Source organism: Pleionea sp. WD8-19, from assembly GCF_055326765.1.
This window is the reverse complement of record NZ_JBUZOU010000003.1, coordinates 325,043-342,042: the sequence shown is the minus strand read 5'-3', so window position 1 is coordinate 342,042 and position 17,000 is coordinate 325,043. Positions and strand designations below refer to the sequence as shown.

The window sequence follows — 17,000 nt, the reverse complement described above, 5'->3', positions numbered from 1 at the left end:
TTTTGTACGGAATTTCTCATCCCACTTTTGCAAAATGAATTAACTTCGCTTTCCTTGTTTGTCGTTTGCCTTTACTGCTCACCTGTACTTTCGGTGCAATGTATTTAAAAGAAGCGATGTAATGCTCAAAACTTTCCAAAATTTGTTGCGCCCATTCGCTTTGCGTCAATCGTGCATGGTTTTCAATCAACGCTTTTAACTCAGAAATTTTTGCTGCACTTGTACTTTCAGTAATGGACTGAACCGTAACAAATTCGGTATTGCAATAAGCTTCGAACTCGTTGGATATATCTAGAACAAACGCTTCACCACCCGTCATGCCAGCTGCAAAGTTCCAACCCACACTTCCGAGTACAACAACACGACCGCCCGTCATGTATTCACAGCCGTGTGCGCCCAAACCTTCGACCACCGCATCGCAACCGGAATTGCGTACCGCAAAACGTTCACCGGCTTTGCCAGCCGCATAAAGTTCACCTCCGGTTGCGCCGTACAAACAGGTGTTTCCAATAATAGTGTTACGCCGACTGACCAGCGTGGAATGACGCGGCGGTCGTAAAACAATTCGCCCACCCGACATACCTTTGCCAACGTAATCGTTAGCATCACCTTCGACAGAAATGAACACACCCGGTATGTTCCAAACGCCCAAACTCTGCCCTGCAGTGCCGGAAAAATTGATATGAACAGGATGCTGTTTACAACCGTCTTTTCCCAATTTCTCCGCAATGTAACCGCTTAACCTCGCGCCAATCGAACGCTGATAATTTTTAATGCGATAACTTAAAGTGATCGATTGATGACTATCGACAGCCTGTCGCGCATCATCCAGTATTTGTTCATTCAACAATCCTTTATCAAAAGAAGGGTTGGATTTTTCGACACAATAATTCGGATATTGATTGACAACCGAGGCACTACTTAAAATGGCATCCAGATTGATCGCTTTGTGCTTTTCAATAGTCGACTGCACTCGCTTCAACAGATGTGTTTTGCCGATAATGTCTTCCAGCTTTTCCGCACCTAAAACGCTCAGCCATTCACGCACTTCTCGGGCAATAAATTTAAAGTAGTTTTCCACTTTTTCTGGCAAGCCATGAAAATGTTTGCGTCGTAATTCATCGTCTTGAGTCGCAACACCCGTTGCACAATTATTCAAATGACAAATACGTAAGTATTTACAACCCAAAGCCACCATGGGGCCAGTACCGAATCCAAAACTTTCCGCACCCAAAATCGCGCCTTTGATTACATCGAGACCGGTTTTTAATCCACCGTCTACTTGTACCGTTACTTTATGGCGCAATCCATTTTCTACCAGTGCTTGTTGTACTTCCGCCAAACCTAACTCCCAGGGAGAGCCTGCGTATTTAATCGAAGTTATTGGGCTGGCACCAGTGCCACCATCGTATCCGCTAATGGTGATCATATCGGCATAGGCTTTAGCGACACCGGCAGCAATCGTTCCTACCCCGGGTTCAGAAACCAGTTTGACCGACACTCTCGCTTTCGGATTCACTTGTTTTAAATCGAAAATTAATTGCGCCAAATCTTCTATCGAATAAATATCGTGATGAGGCGGCGGAGAAATCAAAGTAACGCCCGGAATGGAGTGACGTAATTGTGCAATTAATGCGGTAACTTTATGCCCAGGGAGTTGACCGCCCTCGCCTGGTTTCGCACCTTGTGCAACTTTAATTTGCAAAACTTCGGCATTCACAAGGTAGTGTGCATTGACGCCAAAGCGGCCCGATGCAACTTGTTTGATTTTCGAATTTTTTAATGTGTTGAAACGGCGAGCATCTTCTCCTCCTTCACCGGAGTTCGACTGTCCGCCCAAACGATTCATTGCAATCGCTAGCGCTTCATGAGCTTCAGGTGAAAGCGCTCCGATCGACATAGCAGCGCTATCAAACCGTGGAAATAATTGTTCTTCAGCTTCAACCTTCGAAAGTTCTATCGGTTGCTCCGCTGGTACCAACGTTAACAGATCGCGCAAAGCTAAAGGTTTTCGATGATTTACTTGATTCGAAAATTTCAGATACGCTTCGTAACTCCCGGAGTTCACGGCTTGTTGTAGCAATTGCACCACATCCGGATTGTATGCGTGTTGTTCCGCATCAAACTGAAATTTTAACAACCCGCCTTGCTGCAATTTGATGTGCGGCACACTCGCTTTGCGTTGTAACAATCGAGCGTCTTGTTCCAGTAAACTAAAATCAACGCCGCTTATGCGTGACGCCATTTCCGGAAAGCAACGCTTCATGACTTCATCGGCAAATCCTAATCCTTCAAACAATTGTGCTCCTCGATAACTCGCTAAGGTAGAAATGCCCATTTTCGATAGAATTTTTCGTAGCCCATAATCAATACCTTTACGATAAGCCAAAATCCCTTTTTCAATTTCGTCTGGATGTTTTTCATTACTCAGTTCTTCGATGGTTTGATACGCTAGATACGGATAAATAGCCGTTGCGCCTAAGCCAAATAAAACCGCAAAATGATGTGGATCGCGCACAAAGCCACTGGCCACTAGAATATTGCAGTCACACCGTAACCCCTCTTCTATCAAAGCATTGTGAATGGCACCAATGGCTAACGAAGGATGAATGGGCGTTTCTTCATCCAACAGATCACGATCCGACAAATTCAAAATAACCACACCATCACTGACGGCATGAACCGCTCGTTTGGTAATGCGCTCGATGGCACTTTGTAATGATTCAGACTCGGACAATCCTAATGGAATGGTGAGTTGTCGATAATGTTTGCCTTTTAAACGCAGCAATTGTTGATGTTCGTTGAAGGTTAATACTGGGCTGTCTAATACCACGCGATAAGCATGACCAGTGGTTTCCTGAAACACGTTGTACTCCACACCGATACAGGTTTCGAGACTCATACTGGCCTGTTCGCGCAATGGATCAATCGGAGGATTCGTTACTTGCGCAAACTGCTGGCGAAAATAGTCGAATACACTGCGTTGCTCGGTGGACAAAACAGCAATGGGTGTATCATCACCCATGGAGCCGGTCGCTTCCACACCCTGTTGAAACAGGTTGCTGATCACCGTCTTTTTTTCTTCCTGTGAAAAACCAAAACGTTTTTGTTGAAACAGCAATTCATCAGGCTCAATTGGCTCAGCAATTTCCGGTTGTTGCTTCAGTAAATTCAAATGGTTTTCTTCCAACCAGGCGCGATACGGATGACGCGTTTTTAGTTCGTCATCGATTTCTCGGCTTTTCCAGATCTTGCCAATTTTGGTATCAATGGCAAACATTTCACCGGGACCAACTCGACCTTTTTCGATCACATCGGCTTCTTCGTAATCCCACACGCCGACTTCGGATGCCAGTGTAATTATGTCGTCTTTGGTGATCACATAACGTGCCGGCCGTAAGCCATTGCGATCCAATGTACAAGCAACGTGTTGACCGTTGGTCATCACAATCCCTGCCGGGCCATCCCAAGGCTCCAAGTGCATGGAATTGAATTCATAAAAGGCACGCAGGTCGGGATCCATCCCCGGAAGATTTTGCCAGGCCGGAGGGATCAAAAGACGCAAGGCGCGAAAAATATCCATACCGCCAGCCAGAAACACTTCCAGCATATTATCTAATGACGAAGAGTCGGAACCGGTTTGATTCACTAAGGGCGCAACTTCTTTTAAATCGGGCAACAGGGGTGTCACGAATTTACTGGTGCGCGCTTTCGACCAGTTACGATTACCACTGATGGTATTGATTTCTCCATTGTGCGCTAAAAACCGAAACGGTTGGGCGTAACGCCATTGTGGTAATGTATTTGTTGAGAAACGTTGATGGAACAAGCAAATAGCACTGGTGAAATCCGACGCTTGGAGATCAACGTAAAACTTAGCCAAATAACGCGGCATCACTAAAGCTTTATAAACCATGACCAGGCAGGATAAAGAAGAAACGTAGTAGGTAAAGTCACGAACTTCGTCGAGTACTCGCCAAGCCGCCCGCCGACGCGCCATAAACAAGCGGCGCTCCATATCGTGTTTGCTCCAACCCGGCATACCTTGGACAAAAATTTGCTCAATTTGGGGTAACGACGATAACGCGACTTCACCACAAACATCGGTATTGATAGGAACACGTCGCCAGCCAATCACCGATAGAGTTTCACGACGAATTTCTTGCTCAAGAATACTGCGACACTGACGCGCAATGGTTTCATCTTGGTGCAAAAACACCATACCTACGGCAAAATCACGCCCAAGCGATAACCCAGCGTCTTGCGCTACACGACGTAAAAAGGATTCGGGCTTTTGTATCAAAAGGCCACATCCATCACCCGACAAGCCATCTGAAGCAATGGCACCACGATGTGTCATACGATTCAGTGCTTCGAGCGCTGTTTCAACCAGCTGATGACTGGGTTTACCATGGGTGTGCGCGATCATACCGAAGCCACAATTGTCTTTCGCCTGACCGTGGTGATAGAGCTTGTTCATGGTCCCATCCTTTTGATTACTGTTATTGGATGTCAGTTGAAGCCGATGTTGTTATGGTGAGGCGTTGTGCTATCGACTCTGAATACTAAACGTTTCAGATAGAGTGACTTCAACGAAGTAATGCCATAAGAAGCTTTCTACTGCGCTTGAGCTTCTGGTTCAGTGCAATAGGTAAAACATTCCACTGACGTGCTGCAAAGCAACACAATATCAGTCTATATCGAATATTTACCCATTGTAAAGAAAGTCATCATGAAATATTACAACTTATTTGTTATTTCATTCGATATAAGAAAATGAATATTAGTCTGTTTTAAACAAACTCCACTGAAAGCTCGCAAAAGAAAACAATGTCCAAAAAAACGCCTTTATCTTTAATTACAGGCAGTTAGAAGGCCTATCCTGGATTTTTTTATTTTATTTAATGATTTATTTAAACAGCCACTTAAAATGTAATTTTATTACATAGTGCATTATTATTATGCATTTGAAATCATATTTATTCACCAGTACCAATATTGAGGAAAGGATTAAGTAAACTCAAATTTTTTGCGGCCGATACACACCATAGAGCCCGGTTAACCCTCGACCCTATGAAATGAACAACGTTTATTACTTTATTTTAGTGATATTTGTGTCTGGAATTGGCTACAGCGCCACAACCTCGATCCGCCTCCCTTACTTAACCGGTGAACAAACTCGTTTTTACAGTCATTTGCATTGGCAAGACCAGCCTGGAAGTGGCATTCGAATCAAGCTTTTGCCATGGGTAAATGCGAGTGGGAAAGTCAGCTACGACACAAGTGGGCTGAGCGGTAAAGAACACTATACGGAGGTCCGCACAGTACCTTCTGCATTAAACCAACTTTTTTATCAATTGGTGCGCTACAGTCAATTTCTACAACCTGTTGATGAGAACTACGATTACCTGTTGCAGTTTCACATCAAACGTTATGACTCTTTGTATGCGCTCGGCGACTCCAACAATTTGTTCAGTCTTAGTTTTGCTCACTTCGATCGATTTTGGAGCTTAATTCACGGCGATGATAAGCCCGCTACCATCTCGCTCATTCTCGTTGTTTACGACCGACAGCACCATCCTGTTCTTGAAGTCCCCATAACGTCAAAACTCGAAGCGTGCGAACGCAGTGGTAACCCTACGGTTTTTTCTCCCATAGTCAACCAAACGTTCTTTAATGGCTTTGCAACAACAACCAGCGGGCAAGCATTAATTGCCGCAGTCAACCGAACGATAATCGAAGTGAGTCATTACTTCCAGAACCATCCGATCCAAGGCGAAGTCATACGTGTGGATAACAATGAAATTTATATCAATATTGGGGAAGGAGTGGTCTATGAAAACGAACATGTGCTGTTAACCTACCAAGAAGATCCGCAATTCCCGAGTTACTCGGTAAGTCGATTAGCCGTGGAAAAAACATGGAAAAATATGGCCCTAGTGCACGCACTGGATGTTTCGAGCGCCAATGTGCTGCCAGGCGATAGAGTGACATTAAAGAAAGAAATGAAACAGCGACAATTTGTCAGTGTTGCTGGAGACTCAATTACCTGTCTTGAAACAAAGGTAAAACGCAAGTTCGTAGCAGATCGCGAAAACTCTTATAACGAAAACTCGGATGACAATCGATTACGGTGGCAAATGGACGGAGACGAATACCCTTAAAGTGCATTTGCCGCGACCCTACCTTTAATTTTTTCTAAAGTGAAAGAGCGGTTAGACCGTTATGATGGACTCAATGTCTTGTACAGAGTCGATAACTGGCGCTCTTCCTGCCAGCTTTTCTTCATCATTTGGCTGAAACTTGCCTGTTCGAACCAACGTTGCTTGTAATCCCGCTAAATGCGCTGCAAGAACATCACCGTCTAAGTCGTCACCAATCATCATGCATTCGTTGGCTGCGAACTCAGTTGAAGCGACGACTTGCTGAAAAAACACGGGGGAAGGCTTTCCCATAATGATGGCCTTAACTCCTGCAGCCCACTCAAGTCCATGTACAAATGCTCCAGTATCCAGCTTAATTTCATTTTCAGATCGAAAATATTTGTTTTTACCAATTGCAATTAAAGAAGCGCCTTGGAAACACAATTGAAACGCTCGATTCAAATGGTGATAATTTAAGTCGTCTCCTGCATCACTTAGGATCACACAGTTAGGATTGTCTTGAGGTAAATCAGAAAACTGCTCACGCAAAGACGGATGAATTAAACAAAAAGGACGTAGCTTCTTTTTTTTCACAAATTGATAAGCCGCTACCGGCGCGGTATAAAGTTCTTCCGGTTTCACTTCGATATTCATGGCTGCGAGTTTGGCGATAATTTCTGAATGTGAACGCGTCGCAGTATTGGTAACAAAGCGCAAGCAATAATGTTTTCGCAAATTGATTACTGCTTGAGCCGCTCCGTTAATAACTTGCGTTCCTTGGAACAGCACGCCACTTAAATCAAAAAATATCGCCTTTATTTTTGTCGTCATATCTCATCCAATAAAGTGCATTCAGTTTGCTTGCAAATTGAGTCATTCTTTCAGTATGGTACAAAATGAACGATTGGAACAATACACAGAACCTATTCGGATGCAACAAAAAGAAAGTAGCCCGTATTTAGTACCCTAAATAGCAGTAACAACAACTTTTTGCACTTATCATCCAATAGCACTTTTTTCGGTCACAAGGTCCCATTAAAGAAAGCCAAAATCAGATGATTGAACTTTAGAAAATTATACGATCGAGTAGGAGTGACTTGGTAAGTTTAGAAAACACTCTAAAAATAAAAAGCCGGGCAATAACCCGGCTTAAAAAACGAACTTACATAGATAAGGATTAACGTGAAATACGCTCTTCGTACTTCACTATATCGGCGTCTTCGCGTACCGCTTTAACCAGAGCAGAGTATCCAGAATCACCAATGCTACGTTGAATGCGTGCTTGCGCTTGCTTCTTTTCCGCTTCCGAAATTTTCTCTGCATTAACGGTAGTAACATCGGTTACTTGAACGACAGCATAGTCACCGTTCATGGTTTCCGCTCCAGTTGCAACCGCTACACCATTGACTGGTTTCGGTGCTTTAAAAGCAAGGCGAGTCAAATCAAAACCCAACTCCGAAGAGTTACGTCGAATATTTTTCGCTTCTTTCCACTCGAGCCCTAACTCAGTAACCTGTGCATCGATAAGTTCACCTGCATTCAACGTCGCAATCAACTCATCACCAGTTGATTTCGCTGCTTCACGCGCTTTCTGACGACGCAGTGCAGTACTGACTTCAGCTTTTACTTCTTCCAATGGTTTGGTGCGAGCTGGTGTATGTTCTTTTGCACGCAATATAACAATATGATCTTCAGAAATTTCGATTTCACCAGAATTGCGCTTATCGTTTAATACATCACTGCTAAATGCTTCTTCTAACAATTTTGCATTAGCAAAAATGCCTGTACCTCCAGTACGAGGGAACGCTTCACTGGTTTTGATTTCCAGCTGACCCTCTGCAGCAGCCGCCGTCAAAGAGTCATAATGATCAAACGCCAATTGGGCAACTTTGTCTTTTTTGATATAAAAAGCTTCTTCTGCTTTTTCGTTTTTCATGCGAGAAGCAATCTCATCTTTTACTTCCTCCAGTGGGCGCGCGTCACCGGACTTAATTTCCAGAAGCTTAATAATGTGATAACCAAACTCGGTTTTCACAACATCAGAGATATCGTTTTCTGCAGTTAAAGCGAACATGGCTTTTTCAAACTCAGCGGCCATAACACCACGACCGGCAAATCCTAAATCACCACCTTCTTCAGCAGAGAAGTCTTCCGACTCTTTTTTTGCCAGTTCAGCAAAATCCGCACCTTGTTTTAACTGTGAAAGTAAGTCGTTTATCTTGGCTTCCGCTTCAGCCTCTGATCGCTCTTCCGCCTTCACTAAGATATGAGCAACACGACGTTCTTCTTCGGTACGATACAAGTCCTGATTATTTTTATAATACTCAGCAACTTCTTCATCGCTAATATCAATTGCAGATGCTAAATCGTCAGATTTTAACTCGATGTAATCAACCACCAGCTTTTCTTCAACTTGATAGTCATTAAGATGGTTTTGATAATAAAGCTCGATTTCTTCATCACTCAGCGTCACTTTGTCTTCAAACCTTGCCGCATCAATCACCAAAGCTTTAACCGAACGCTGTTGCTGCTGTAACGCTACTCGTTGCTCAATTTCGTAGGGTAATGCAATCTCAGTATCGGTAAATATTTGAGTAAACTGAGTAAGCGCGATGTTTTCACCTACCATGTCTTTGAATGTTGCTCGCGACCAACCTTGACGCACTAACACCTGATCCATTAAATCGGTCGAAAACTTACCGTTATCCTGAAATCCTGGAATAGCCTGGACTTGCTCAATAATTTGCTGTCCTGAAGCTCGAAAGCCCATGTTTGATACTTCTTGAGCAACCAGCTTGCTATTGATTAATTTTTCAAGCTCATCGCGACGGAACTGCTCTTTACGCTCTTCGGTTGGGAACATTGCATTAAACTGTTCCCCATATCGAGAAGCTGCAGCATTAACTGCCGTGTTCCATTCCGTCGATTTGATTTCATTACCGTTCACTTTTGCAACGGCGTCCGGACTTCCGGAAAAGCCTTGCGAAGTAAAATATCCGGCAAAAACAAATGATACGACCACAATGGCCAATAAAAACTTTATCCAGGGCTTTTGAACGCCCGTACGAATACTCTCCATCATAATCCGATACCTGAGTGATTCTTTGCCAATATCTTAGAAGTTGTACTTTTAAGATATTTCGTTTTGATTATTTTGATAAAAAAAACGCGCCAAATGCGGCGCGTTCATTTACTGGCGGAGCGGACGGGACTCGAACCCGCGACCCCCGGCGTGACAGGCCGGTATTCTAACCAGCTGAACTACCGCTCCAAATTCTTTGGTTTGTTCACACATTTACGTCACTTTGTGAACATACCTTCCCATCCAATTAATTTGGTGGGCGCTACTGGACTCGAACCAGTGACCCTCGCCTTGTAAGGGCGATGCTCTCCCAACTGAGCTAAGCGCCCAAATAACTCTTTAAATAATGTTTTCAAAGAGCTTGATGTAGAATTTTGTTAGAAAGGGACAAGTATCTCTTTCAACGGCCTACAACCTATTTCCCTCCAGAAAGGGCGCGCTAGTTTACCGCGTCTTTTAATGCTTTACCAGCTTTAAATGCAGGAACTGTTGCAGCAGGTATTTCAATTTTTTCTTTGGTTTGTGGGTTTAAGCCAGTACGCGCAGCACGCTGTTTAACACTAAAAGTACCAAAACCGACCAAAGCAACTTGATCGCCTTTACGTAATGTTTCGGTAATTGCATCCAGAGTGGCATCAAGAGCTCGTCCGGCTGCGGCTTTAGAAATATCGGCTCCCGATGCAATAGCATCAATCAATTCTGATTTATTCACTCAACTTCCCCTTGTAATTGTTGTGTGGTTGATTGCAAACAGACGTATTCTTCACTTTATACTCTGCCAGCAGATGTGCGAGCGAACTTTATACCAACTGGGCAAAATAGCTGTCAAGCAACTTTCGGAAAGATCCCAGTATTTATGCGGCCTTGCGCTTATTTTTTCTCCATACTCGCAGATTCTTTGAACAATTGCTCATTTTTCGAGTTTAAAGCTTGATAACGATTGTATCCGCAAGACGGATATCATTTTTTGAAATTGAAATATTGCGTAAAGAAATAAAACGCCACCAACCGCAAATGATTGATAGCGTTTACTTGAGCCAGTGATCAGTGAGCTTGATTCAATGTATTGGCGTTTTCGTCCTTTGTTAACACTGGATCCGCAGTCACTTCACCTTTCCCCTCTAATGTAACCGGAGGGTTGACCAATGCAACTTCCAACACTTGGTCGATCCATTGCACGGGAGTAATTTCCAAATCACCAATAATATTTTGCGGTATTTCTTCCAAATCACGGGTATTGTCTTTCGGAATCACCACCTTTCGAATACCACCGCGGTGAGCCGCTAACAATTTTTCCTTTAACCCGCCGATCCGTAACACTTCTCCTCGTAACGTTATTTCTCCGGTCATTGCTACTTCTGATAATACAGGGATCCCGGTTAACGCAGAGACCAATGCTGTACACATACCTATTCCCGCACTGGGACCGTCTTTAGGTGTGGCTCCTTCCGGCACATGCACATGAATATCCACTTTTTCATAGAAGTCTTTAGCGATTCCCAAGCGATCCGCACGACTGCGAACCACGGTCATAGCGGCCTTTATAGACTCCTGCATTACCTCACCTAAATGCCCGGTAAATAGAGTATTGCCTTTACCTGCCGTCGCGACGGCTTCGATCGTCAGCAAGTCACCACCAACCTGAGTCCAGGCCAACCCCGTCACCTGCCCAACGCGATGCTCTTCAGACTTTTTGCCGTAATCGTATTTCTCAACACCAAGAAATTTGCCAACATTGCGATCGCTGATCAACATTTTTTTATCACGTGGCTTAAAGGTCAATTGCTTTACAACTTTACGACAAACTTTCGCAATTTCTCGTTCAAGGTTTCTGACACCGGCTTCTCGGGTATAGTGCTGGATCATTTTCCGAATGGCACTTTTTTGAATGACGAGCTCTTCGTCCTTCAAGCCTGCGTTATCAAGTTGTTTGGGGGCCAAATATTTTTCAGCGATCGCCAGTTTTTCGTCTTCCGTATATCCAGGAATACGGATCACTTCCATCCGGTCAAGCAGTGGCTCTGGTATGTTCATGGAGTTCGCGGTACAAACAAACATGACTTCGGACAGATCATAATCTACCTCAAGATAATGATCGTTAAAGCTATTGTTCTGCTCCGGATCTAATACCTCAAGTAGCGCTGAAGAAGGATCACCACGCATATCCGATGCCATTTTGTCGATTTCATCCAGCAAGAACAACGGGTTTTTCACGCCAACTTTGCTCATTTTCTGGATAATTTTACCGGGCATGGAGCCAATATAGGTGCGTCGGTGCCCACGGATCTCGGCTTCATCACGAACTCCGCCAAGGGACACTCTAATGTACTCACGACCTGTTGCCTTCGCTATCGATCGTCCCAATGAAGTCTTACCGACCCCTGGCGGTCCGACCAAACACAGCACTGGGCCTTTGATTTTGTCTTTTCTCTGCTGAACCGCGAGGTATTCCAGAATGCGTTCTTTCACTTCCTTTAATCCATAATGATCGTCTTCAAGAATTTGTTCAGCTCCTGCCAAGTCTTTTTTAATTTCACCTCGTTTGCTCCAAGGCACACTGATCATCCAATCGATATACCCCCGAACCACGGTCGCTTCAGCCGACATAGGTGACATCAACTTCAACTTTCTCAGCTCAGCTTCTGTCTTCTCCAGCGCTTCTTGCGGCATATTAGCGGCTTTGATTTTTTCTTCCAGCTCGCTGATTTCTTTGCTGGAATCGTCACCATCCCCCAACTCTTTCTGGATGGCCTTCATCTGTTCGTTGAGATAATACTCACGTTGACTGCGTTCCATTTGCTTTTTGACACGACCACGAATGCGTTTTTCAACATTCAAAACGTCAATTTCGCCTTCCATTAATCCCATCAAATGTTCTAAACGTTCTTTCACATCGTCAATTTCGAGAATTTTCTGCTTTTCATCAACTTTCAACGACAAGTGTGAAGCGATAGTATCGGTGAGGCGGGTGATGTCTGAAATGCTCGATAAAGCAGACAATATTTCAGGCGGGATTTTTTTATTCAGCTTAATGTAACTTTCGAACAGCTCAGTCGCAGAACGCGCCATTGCTTCACCTTCCACGGGATCGGGGGTGACGTCAGGCAATAACTCGGTTTCCGCCATCAAACAACGGCTTTCTTCAAATTGCGTCACTTTTGCTCGGAACTGTCCTTCCACCAAAACCTTGACGTTACCATCCGGCAAACGCAACATTTGTAAAATTTTCGCGACACAACCAATCGTATAAATATCAGACTGTTCGGGCGAATCCGTCGCTGCTTCTTTCTGGGCCAGCAACAGAATATGTCGCGACTCGCCGAGACTGGCTTGTTCTAACGCTTCAATGGATTTACTGCGCCCCACGAACAAAGGGATCACCATGTGAGGAAAAACCACTACATCGCGCAATGGAAGTACCGGCAAACGGGCACTGACTTTTCGGGTATCTTCAGACATAACTTCTGCCAATTCTTGTAAATGTGCTTATCTATATGGGGCTATTGCAACAGTATTCAAATGCAATATCGTTTTTGAGATACAAAAAAGGGCCAGCAAGCTGACCCTTAATCATGCAAACTCCCTTGATGATACTACTTATCAGACGAAGCCGCTTTACTCGCAGTTTCGTTTTCAAATATTAACAGCGGTTCAGACTCTCCTTCGACGACGGCTTGATCGATGGCAACTTTGGATACGCTTTCCATCGAAGGGAGCTTATACATGGTGTCGAGCAATACTTTTTCCATGATAGAGCGTAAACCTCGAGCTCCCGTACGTCGGTCCATGGCTTTACGAGCAACCGCTTTAAGCGCATCTTCACGGAATTCCAGCACCACGTCTTCCATATCAAACAGCCGACAATATTGCTTGGTAAGTGCATTTTTGGGCTCTTTCAAAATTCGGACTAATGCCTCTTCGTCCAACTCTTCGAGCGTGGCCACTATAGGTAATCGGCCCACAAACTCCGGAATTAATCCATATTTCACAAGATCATCCGGTTCAACTTCACGCAATACTTCACCCACATTTTTACTGTCATCTTTCGCACGAACTTCCGCACCAAAGCCGATACCGCTTTTTTCAGAACGATCACGTATGACCTTATCGAGTCCAGCAAATGCACCACCGCAAATAAACAGAATGTTACGAGTATCGACTTGTAAAAACTCTTGCTGTGGATGCTTACGTCCACCCTGAGGAGGTACTGACGCGACCGTACCTTCGATCAACTTTAGCAAAGCCTGTTGAACCCCTTCTCCAGATACGTCTCGCGTGATGGAAGGGTTATCGGCTTTGCGTGAAATCTTGTCAATTTCATCAATGTATACAATGCCTTGTTGAGCTTTTTCTACATCGTAATCGCAACGTTGTAACAGCTTTTGAATAATATTCTCAACATCTTCACCCACATAACCGGCTTCGGTTAAAGTCGTCGCATCGGCAATCGTAAACGGTACGTTCAGCAGTCGTGCCAATGTTTCTGCCAGGAGGGTTTTACCACTTCCCGTCGGCCCAACGAGGAGAATATTACTCTTACCCAGCTCCACTTCTTCGGTCTTAGATGAAGTATTAGAGTTCAAACGCTTATAGTGATTGTAAACCGCAACAGAAAGAACTTTCTTTGCTTGCGATTGACCAATAACGTATTCATTCAGAATGTCGTTAATTTCTTCTGGTGTCGGTAATTTGACACCTTCGGACTCTTGAACAATGTCTTCAACTTCTTCGCGAATGATATCGTTGCACAGTTCAACGCACTCATCGCATATAAATACTGAAGGCCCAGCAATCAGCTTTCGCACTTCATGCTGACTTTTGCCGCAGAAAGAGCAATACAGCAGTTTACCGCTGTCGTCTTTTCCGCCAGTGCCTTTTTTATCACTCATGAACTATCCTCGAATTCGGTTAACACACAACGATAGAGAGCGTAATTCTCGATATCGTTTAAGCCGATCTACCTTATATGTTAGCCTTTTTTACCGTTTTATCCTAATTTCCATTCAGGTCAGACCGCTGAAAAAAAGCGACTTATAGCCCATTGCTATAAGTCGACAATATTTATTATTTTAGTTGCGGCTACTGAGCACTTTATCGATGATTCCGTACTCTGCCGCTTGCTCCGCACTCATGAAATTATCTCGATCTGTATCTTTTTCGATATCCGCCATATCGCGCCCGGTATGGTGCGCTAATATCTCATTTAATGTAGCACGCATTTTCAGAATTTCTTTGGCATGGATCTCAATATCCGAAGCCTGCCCCTGAAATCCGCCTAACGGCTGGTGAATCATGACCCGAGAGTTAGGCAATGCAAATCGCTTTTCTTTTGCGCCTCCCGCAAGTAAAAAGGCCCCCATACTGCAAGCCTGACCAATACACAACGTACTAACATCGGGTTTAATAAACTGCATGGTATCGTAGATGGACATTCCGGCCGTTACCGACCCTCCAGGCGAATTAATGTAGAGGAACACATCTTTTTCTGGATTTTCCGATTCAAGAAACAAAAGCTGGGCCACAACGAGGTTTGCCATATGGTCTTCGACCGGGCCAACAAGAAAAATAACGCGTTCTTTTAATAATCGAGAATAGATGTCGTATGAGCGTTCACCTTTGGCAGTTTGCTCTACTACCATAGGAACTAAAGTTGCTGCAGTTTCCAGTTGTTTGGTGTCCAGCATGACTTCTCCTGTTAGTCAGTCGGTCAAGCAGTTATGGTGACGATTCGATATCCCATAAGCTACCACCGAAAAATAAAAAAAGCCCGAAACCTGAACTATAGCAGTATTGGCTCCGGGCTTGAATGTTTTTTTACTGAGATATTAACCACTTAGGTGGTTTCACGCCGTCCATTGCTAGAAGAGATTAATCTTTCTGGTTCATAATCTCCTTGAAAGTCGTCACTTTGTCTTCAACTTTAGCTTCCGCTAACACACTGTCGACTACTTTTTGCTCTAATACCAACTGCTCAATTTGCGACAAGCGAGATTTATCGGCTTTATACCACTCAATGACTTCTTCAGGTTGCTCATAAACCGATGCCATTTCATTCAATTGCTTGTCGATGCTTTCTTCATCAGCTTTCAACTCTTTGGCATTGATTACACTACCGATAATCAATCCCAGCTTAACGCGCCGAGTCGCTTGCTCTTCAAACATAGATGCAGGCAAACTAGACGCCATATCTTCATTACCACCGTATTGTTGGATCATCTGCTTACGCATGGCATCGATTTCTGAGTCAATCGCTGACTTAGGAACTTCAACTTCGTGAGCGTTGATTAATGCGTCCATCACTTGATTTTTCACTTTGGCATTCAACGCATTTTTCAGCTCGCGCTCCATATTCGCACGAACATCGTCTTTCATTTTATTAATGTTACCATCGTCAACACCCAGTGCTTCGGCTAACTCACCAACTTTCGGCAATTCTTTTTTGTTTACTTTATGCACCTTGGTTTGAAAAACAGCTTCTTTGCCAGCCAGATCTTTGGCATGGTAATCTTCTGGGAAAGTCACTTTCACTTCCACTTCATCGCCCGCTTTTGCGTCGATCAATTGTTCTTCAAAGCCGGGGATCATAGAACCCGAACCTAGTTCCAGCGGATGATTTTCAGCTTTACCACCGGCGAACTCTTCACCATCAACACTGCCAACAAAATCGATAACAACCTGATCGCCTTCTTTGGCTTTACGCTTTACTTCAACCCAGTTCGCACGTTGCTCTCGAAGTGTATCCAACATATCGTTTAAATCGTCGTCGGTAACTTCGGCCGAGAATTTTTCGATGGTGATATCGGATAAGTCTTTAACTTCAACTTCAGGATACACTTCGAAAGTTGCAATAAACTCGAAATCCTGACCTTCTTCATTTTTCACCGGCTCAACAAAAGGTGCACCGGCAGGAGTGATTTTTTCCTGAATGATTGCACGATAGAAATATTGCTGCATCACTTCGCCGATGACTTCTTGACGAACACTGTCACCAAAACGTTTTTTCACGACTTTAAATGGGACTTTACCCGGACGAAAACCATTCAGTTTTACGTTACGGGCCAGCTGTTGTAAGCGCTTTTGCGCTTCAGTATCCACACTTTCGGCAGGCACGCTAACCGTTAATTTACGCTCAAGAGCTGATGTGGTTTCTACTGAAACTTGCATTGCAATACTCCAAAAAGTTCAAACAGAAAATAGCAAAAAAGCCGCTTTAACAAGCAGCTACTAGGCTATCCATTGTATTTCCTATGCGGGGAGTGTACGGCAAGTTAGAACTAAGAAAACTGGTGCGAAAGGAGAGACTCGAACTCTCACGCCTCGCGGCACTGGAACCTAAATCCAGCGTGTCTACCAATTCCACCACTTTCGCGTTTTCTTATATGTCCCAGACCCAGATATGATGAAGTATTGGCTCTGTGGTTTCAGTCCTTACGCTACACCACCCTACATGGTCGTCTTAATAATCCACTCGCCGAATCGAAATTTCGGTCATTTCTTAATTAGGATTATTCAGAAAAATCTGGGGTGGATGATGGGACTTGAACCCACGACAACCGGAATCACAATCCGGGGCTCTACCAACTGAGCTACACCCACCATAAATCGTTCTGGTGCTCTTTTCAGCGCTGGCTGAAGTTCGTTTCCTGGGCCGACGACCAATAATAGCAGAATATTGGCACGCCCGGCAGGATTCGAACCTGCTACCCACGGCTTAGAAGGCCGTTGCTCTATCCAAATGAGCTACGGGCGCTAAATGCAACCTAAGGCCAACAGAA

Annotated in this window: 9 protein-coding genes and 5 tRNA genes; 1 reads left to right on the top strand and 13 read right to left on the bottom strand. The window is 44.2% G+C overall.

The genetic code is table 11. From position 1 onward, the window contains the following. Positions 1-16 precede the first annotated feature (16 nt). Positions 17-4,480 carry a glutamate synthase large subunit gene (gene gltB / locus ACTUJY_RS05770; RefSeq protein WP_463615107.1) on the bottom strand — a complete coding sequence of 1,488 codons (4,464 nt, stop codon included), beginning with the start codon at positions 4,478-4,480 and terminating at the stop codon, positions 17-19. A 598-nt stretch (positions 4,481-5,078) separates the two neighbouring features. Between gltB and ACTUJY_RS05765 the strand changes: the two genes are divergently transcribed. Next, positions 5,079-6,164: a hypothetical protein gene (locus ACTUJY_RS05765; RefSeq protein ID WP_463615106.1), complete on the top strand. Its 1,086-nt coding sequence runs from the start codon at positions 5,079-5,081 to the stop codon at positions 6,162-6,164. Positions 6,165-6,215: 51 nt separating this feature from the next. On the opposite strand, the gene ACTUJY_RS05760 is transcribed toward ACTUJY_RS05765, so the two are convergent. The 12 genes from ACTUJY_RS05760 to ACTUJY_RS05705 all read right to left on the bottom strand — a co-directional run bounded on the left by ACTUJY_RS05760 (position 6,216) and on the right by ACTUJY_RS05705 (position 16,975). Continuing rightward, complete coding sequence (locus tag ACTUJY_RS05760; protein ID WP_463615105.1) at positions 6,216-6,974, bottom strand: TIGR01458 family HAD-type hydrolase; 759 nt, start codon at positions 6,972-6,974, stop codon at positions 6,216-6,218. A 346-nt stretch (positions 6,975-7,320) separates the two neighbouring features. Further along, entirely contained in the window at positions 7,321-9,225 is a 1,905-nt protein-coding gene (locus ACTUJY_RS05755) for a SurA N-terminal domain-containing protein (protein ID WP_463615104.1), read from the bottom strand. 112 nt (positions 9,226-9,337) lie between these two features. Then, positions 9,338-9,414: transfer RNA gene (locus tag ACTUJY_RS05750), tRNA-Asp, on the bottom strand. 64 nt (positions 9,415-9,478) lie between these two features. Next, positions 9,479-9,554: transfer RNA gene (locus tag ACTUJY_RS05745), tRNA-Val, on the bottom strand. A gap of 110 nt (positions 9,555-9,664) precedes the next feature. Next, the gene (locus ACTUJY_RS05740) at positions 9,665-9,937 is read right to left on the bottom strand and encodes an HU family DNA-binding protein (RefSeq protein ID WP_463615103.1); all 273 of its coding nucleotides are present in this window, start codon (positions 9,935-9,937) and stop codon (positions 9,665-9,667) included. 332 nt (positions 9,938-10,269) lie between these two features. Next, positions 10,270-12,684: an endopeptidase La gene (gene lon / locus ACTUJY_RS05735; protein WP_463615102.1), complete on the bottom strand. Its 2,415-nt coding sequence runs from the start codon at positions 12,682-12,684 to the stop codon at positions 10,270-10,272. A 134-nt stretch (positions 12,685-12,818) separates the two neighbouring features. Beyond that, complete coding sequence (gene clpX / locus ACTUJY_RS05730; protein ID WP_463615101.1) at positions 12,819-14,114, bottom strand: ATP-dependent Clp protease ATP-binding subunit ClpX; 1,296 nt, start codon at positions 14,112-14,114, stop codon at positions 12,819-12,821. Positions 14,115-14,294: 180 nt separating this feature from the next. After that, a complete protein-coding gene (gene clpP, locus ACTUJY_RS05725) occupies positions 14,295-14,909 on the bottom strand; it encodes an ATP-dependent Clp endopeptidase proteolytic subunit ClpP (RefSeq protein WP_463615100.1) in 615 nt (204 codons plus the stop codon). A 184-nt stretch (positions 14,910-15,093) separates the two neighbouring features. Then, positions 15,094-16,389, bottom strand: coding sequence for a trigger factor (gene tig / locus ACTUJY_RS05720; protein ID WP_463615099.1), 1,296 nt, complete (start codon positions 16,387-16,389; stop codon positions 15,094-15,096). 120 nt (positions 16,390-16,509) lie between these two features. After that, a tRNA-Leu gene (locus ACTUJY_RS05715) sits at positions 16,510-16,594 on the bottom strand. A 151-nt stretch (positions 16,595-16,745) separates the two neighbouring features. Continuing rightward, positions 16,746-16,821, bottom strand: a tRNA-His gene (locus ACTUJY_RS05710). A 77-nt stretch (positions 16,822-16,898) separates the two neighbouring features. Beyond that, a tRNA-Arg gene (locus tag ACTUJY_RS05705) sits at positions 16,899-16,975 on the bottom strand. Between the last annotated feature and the right edge of the window lie 25 nt (positions 16,976-17,000).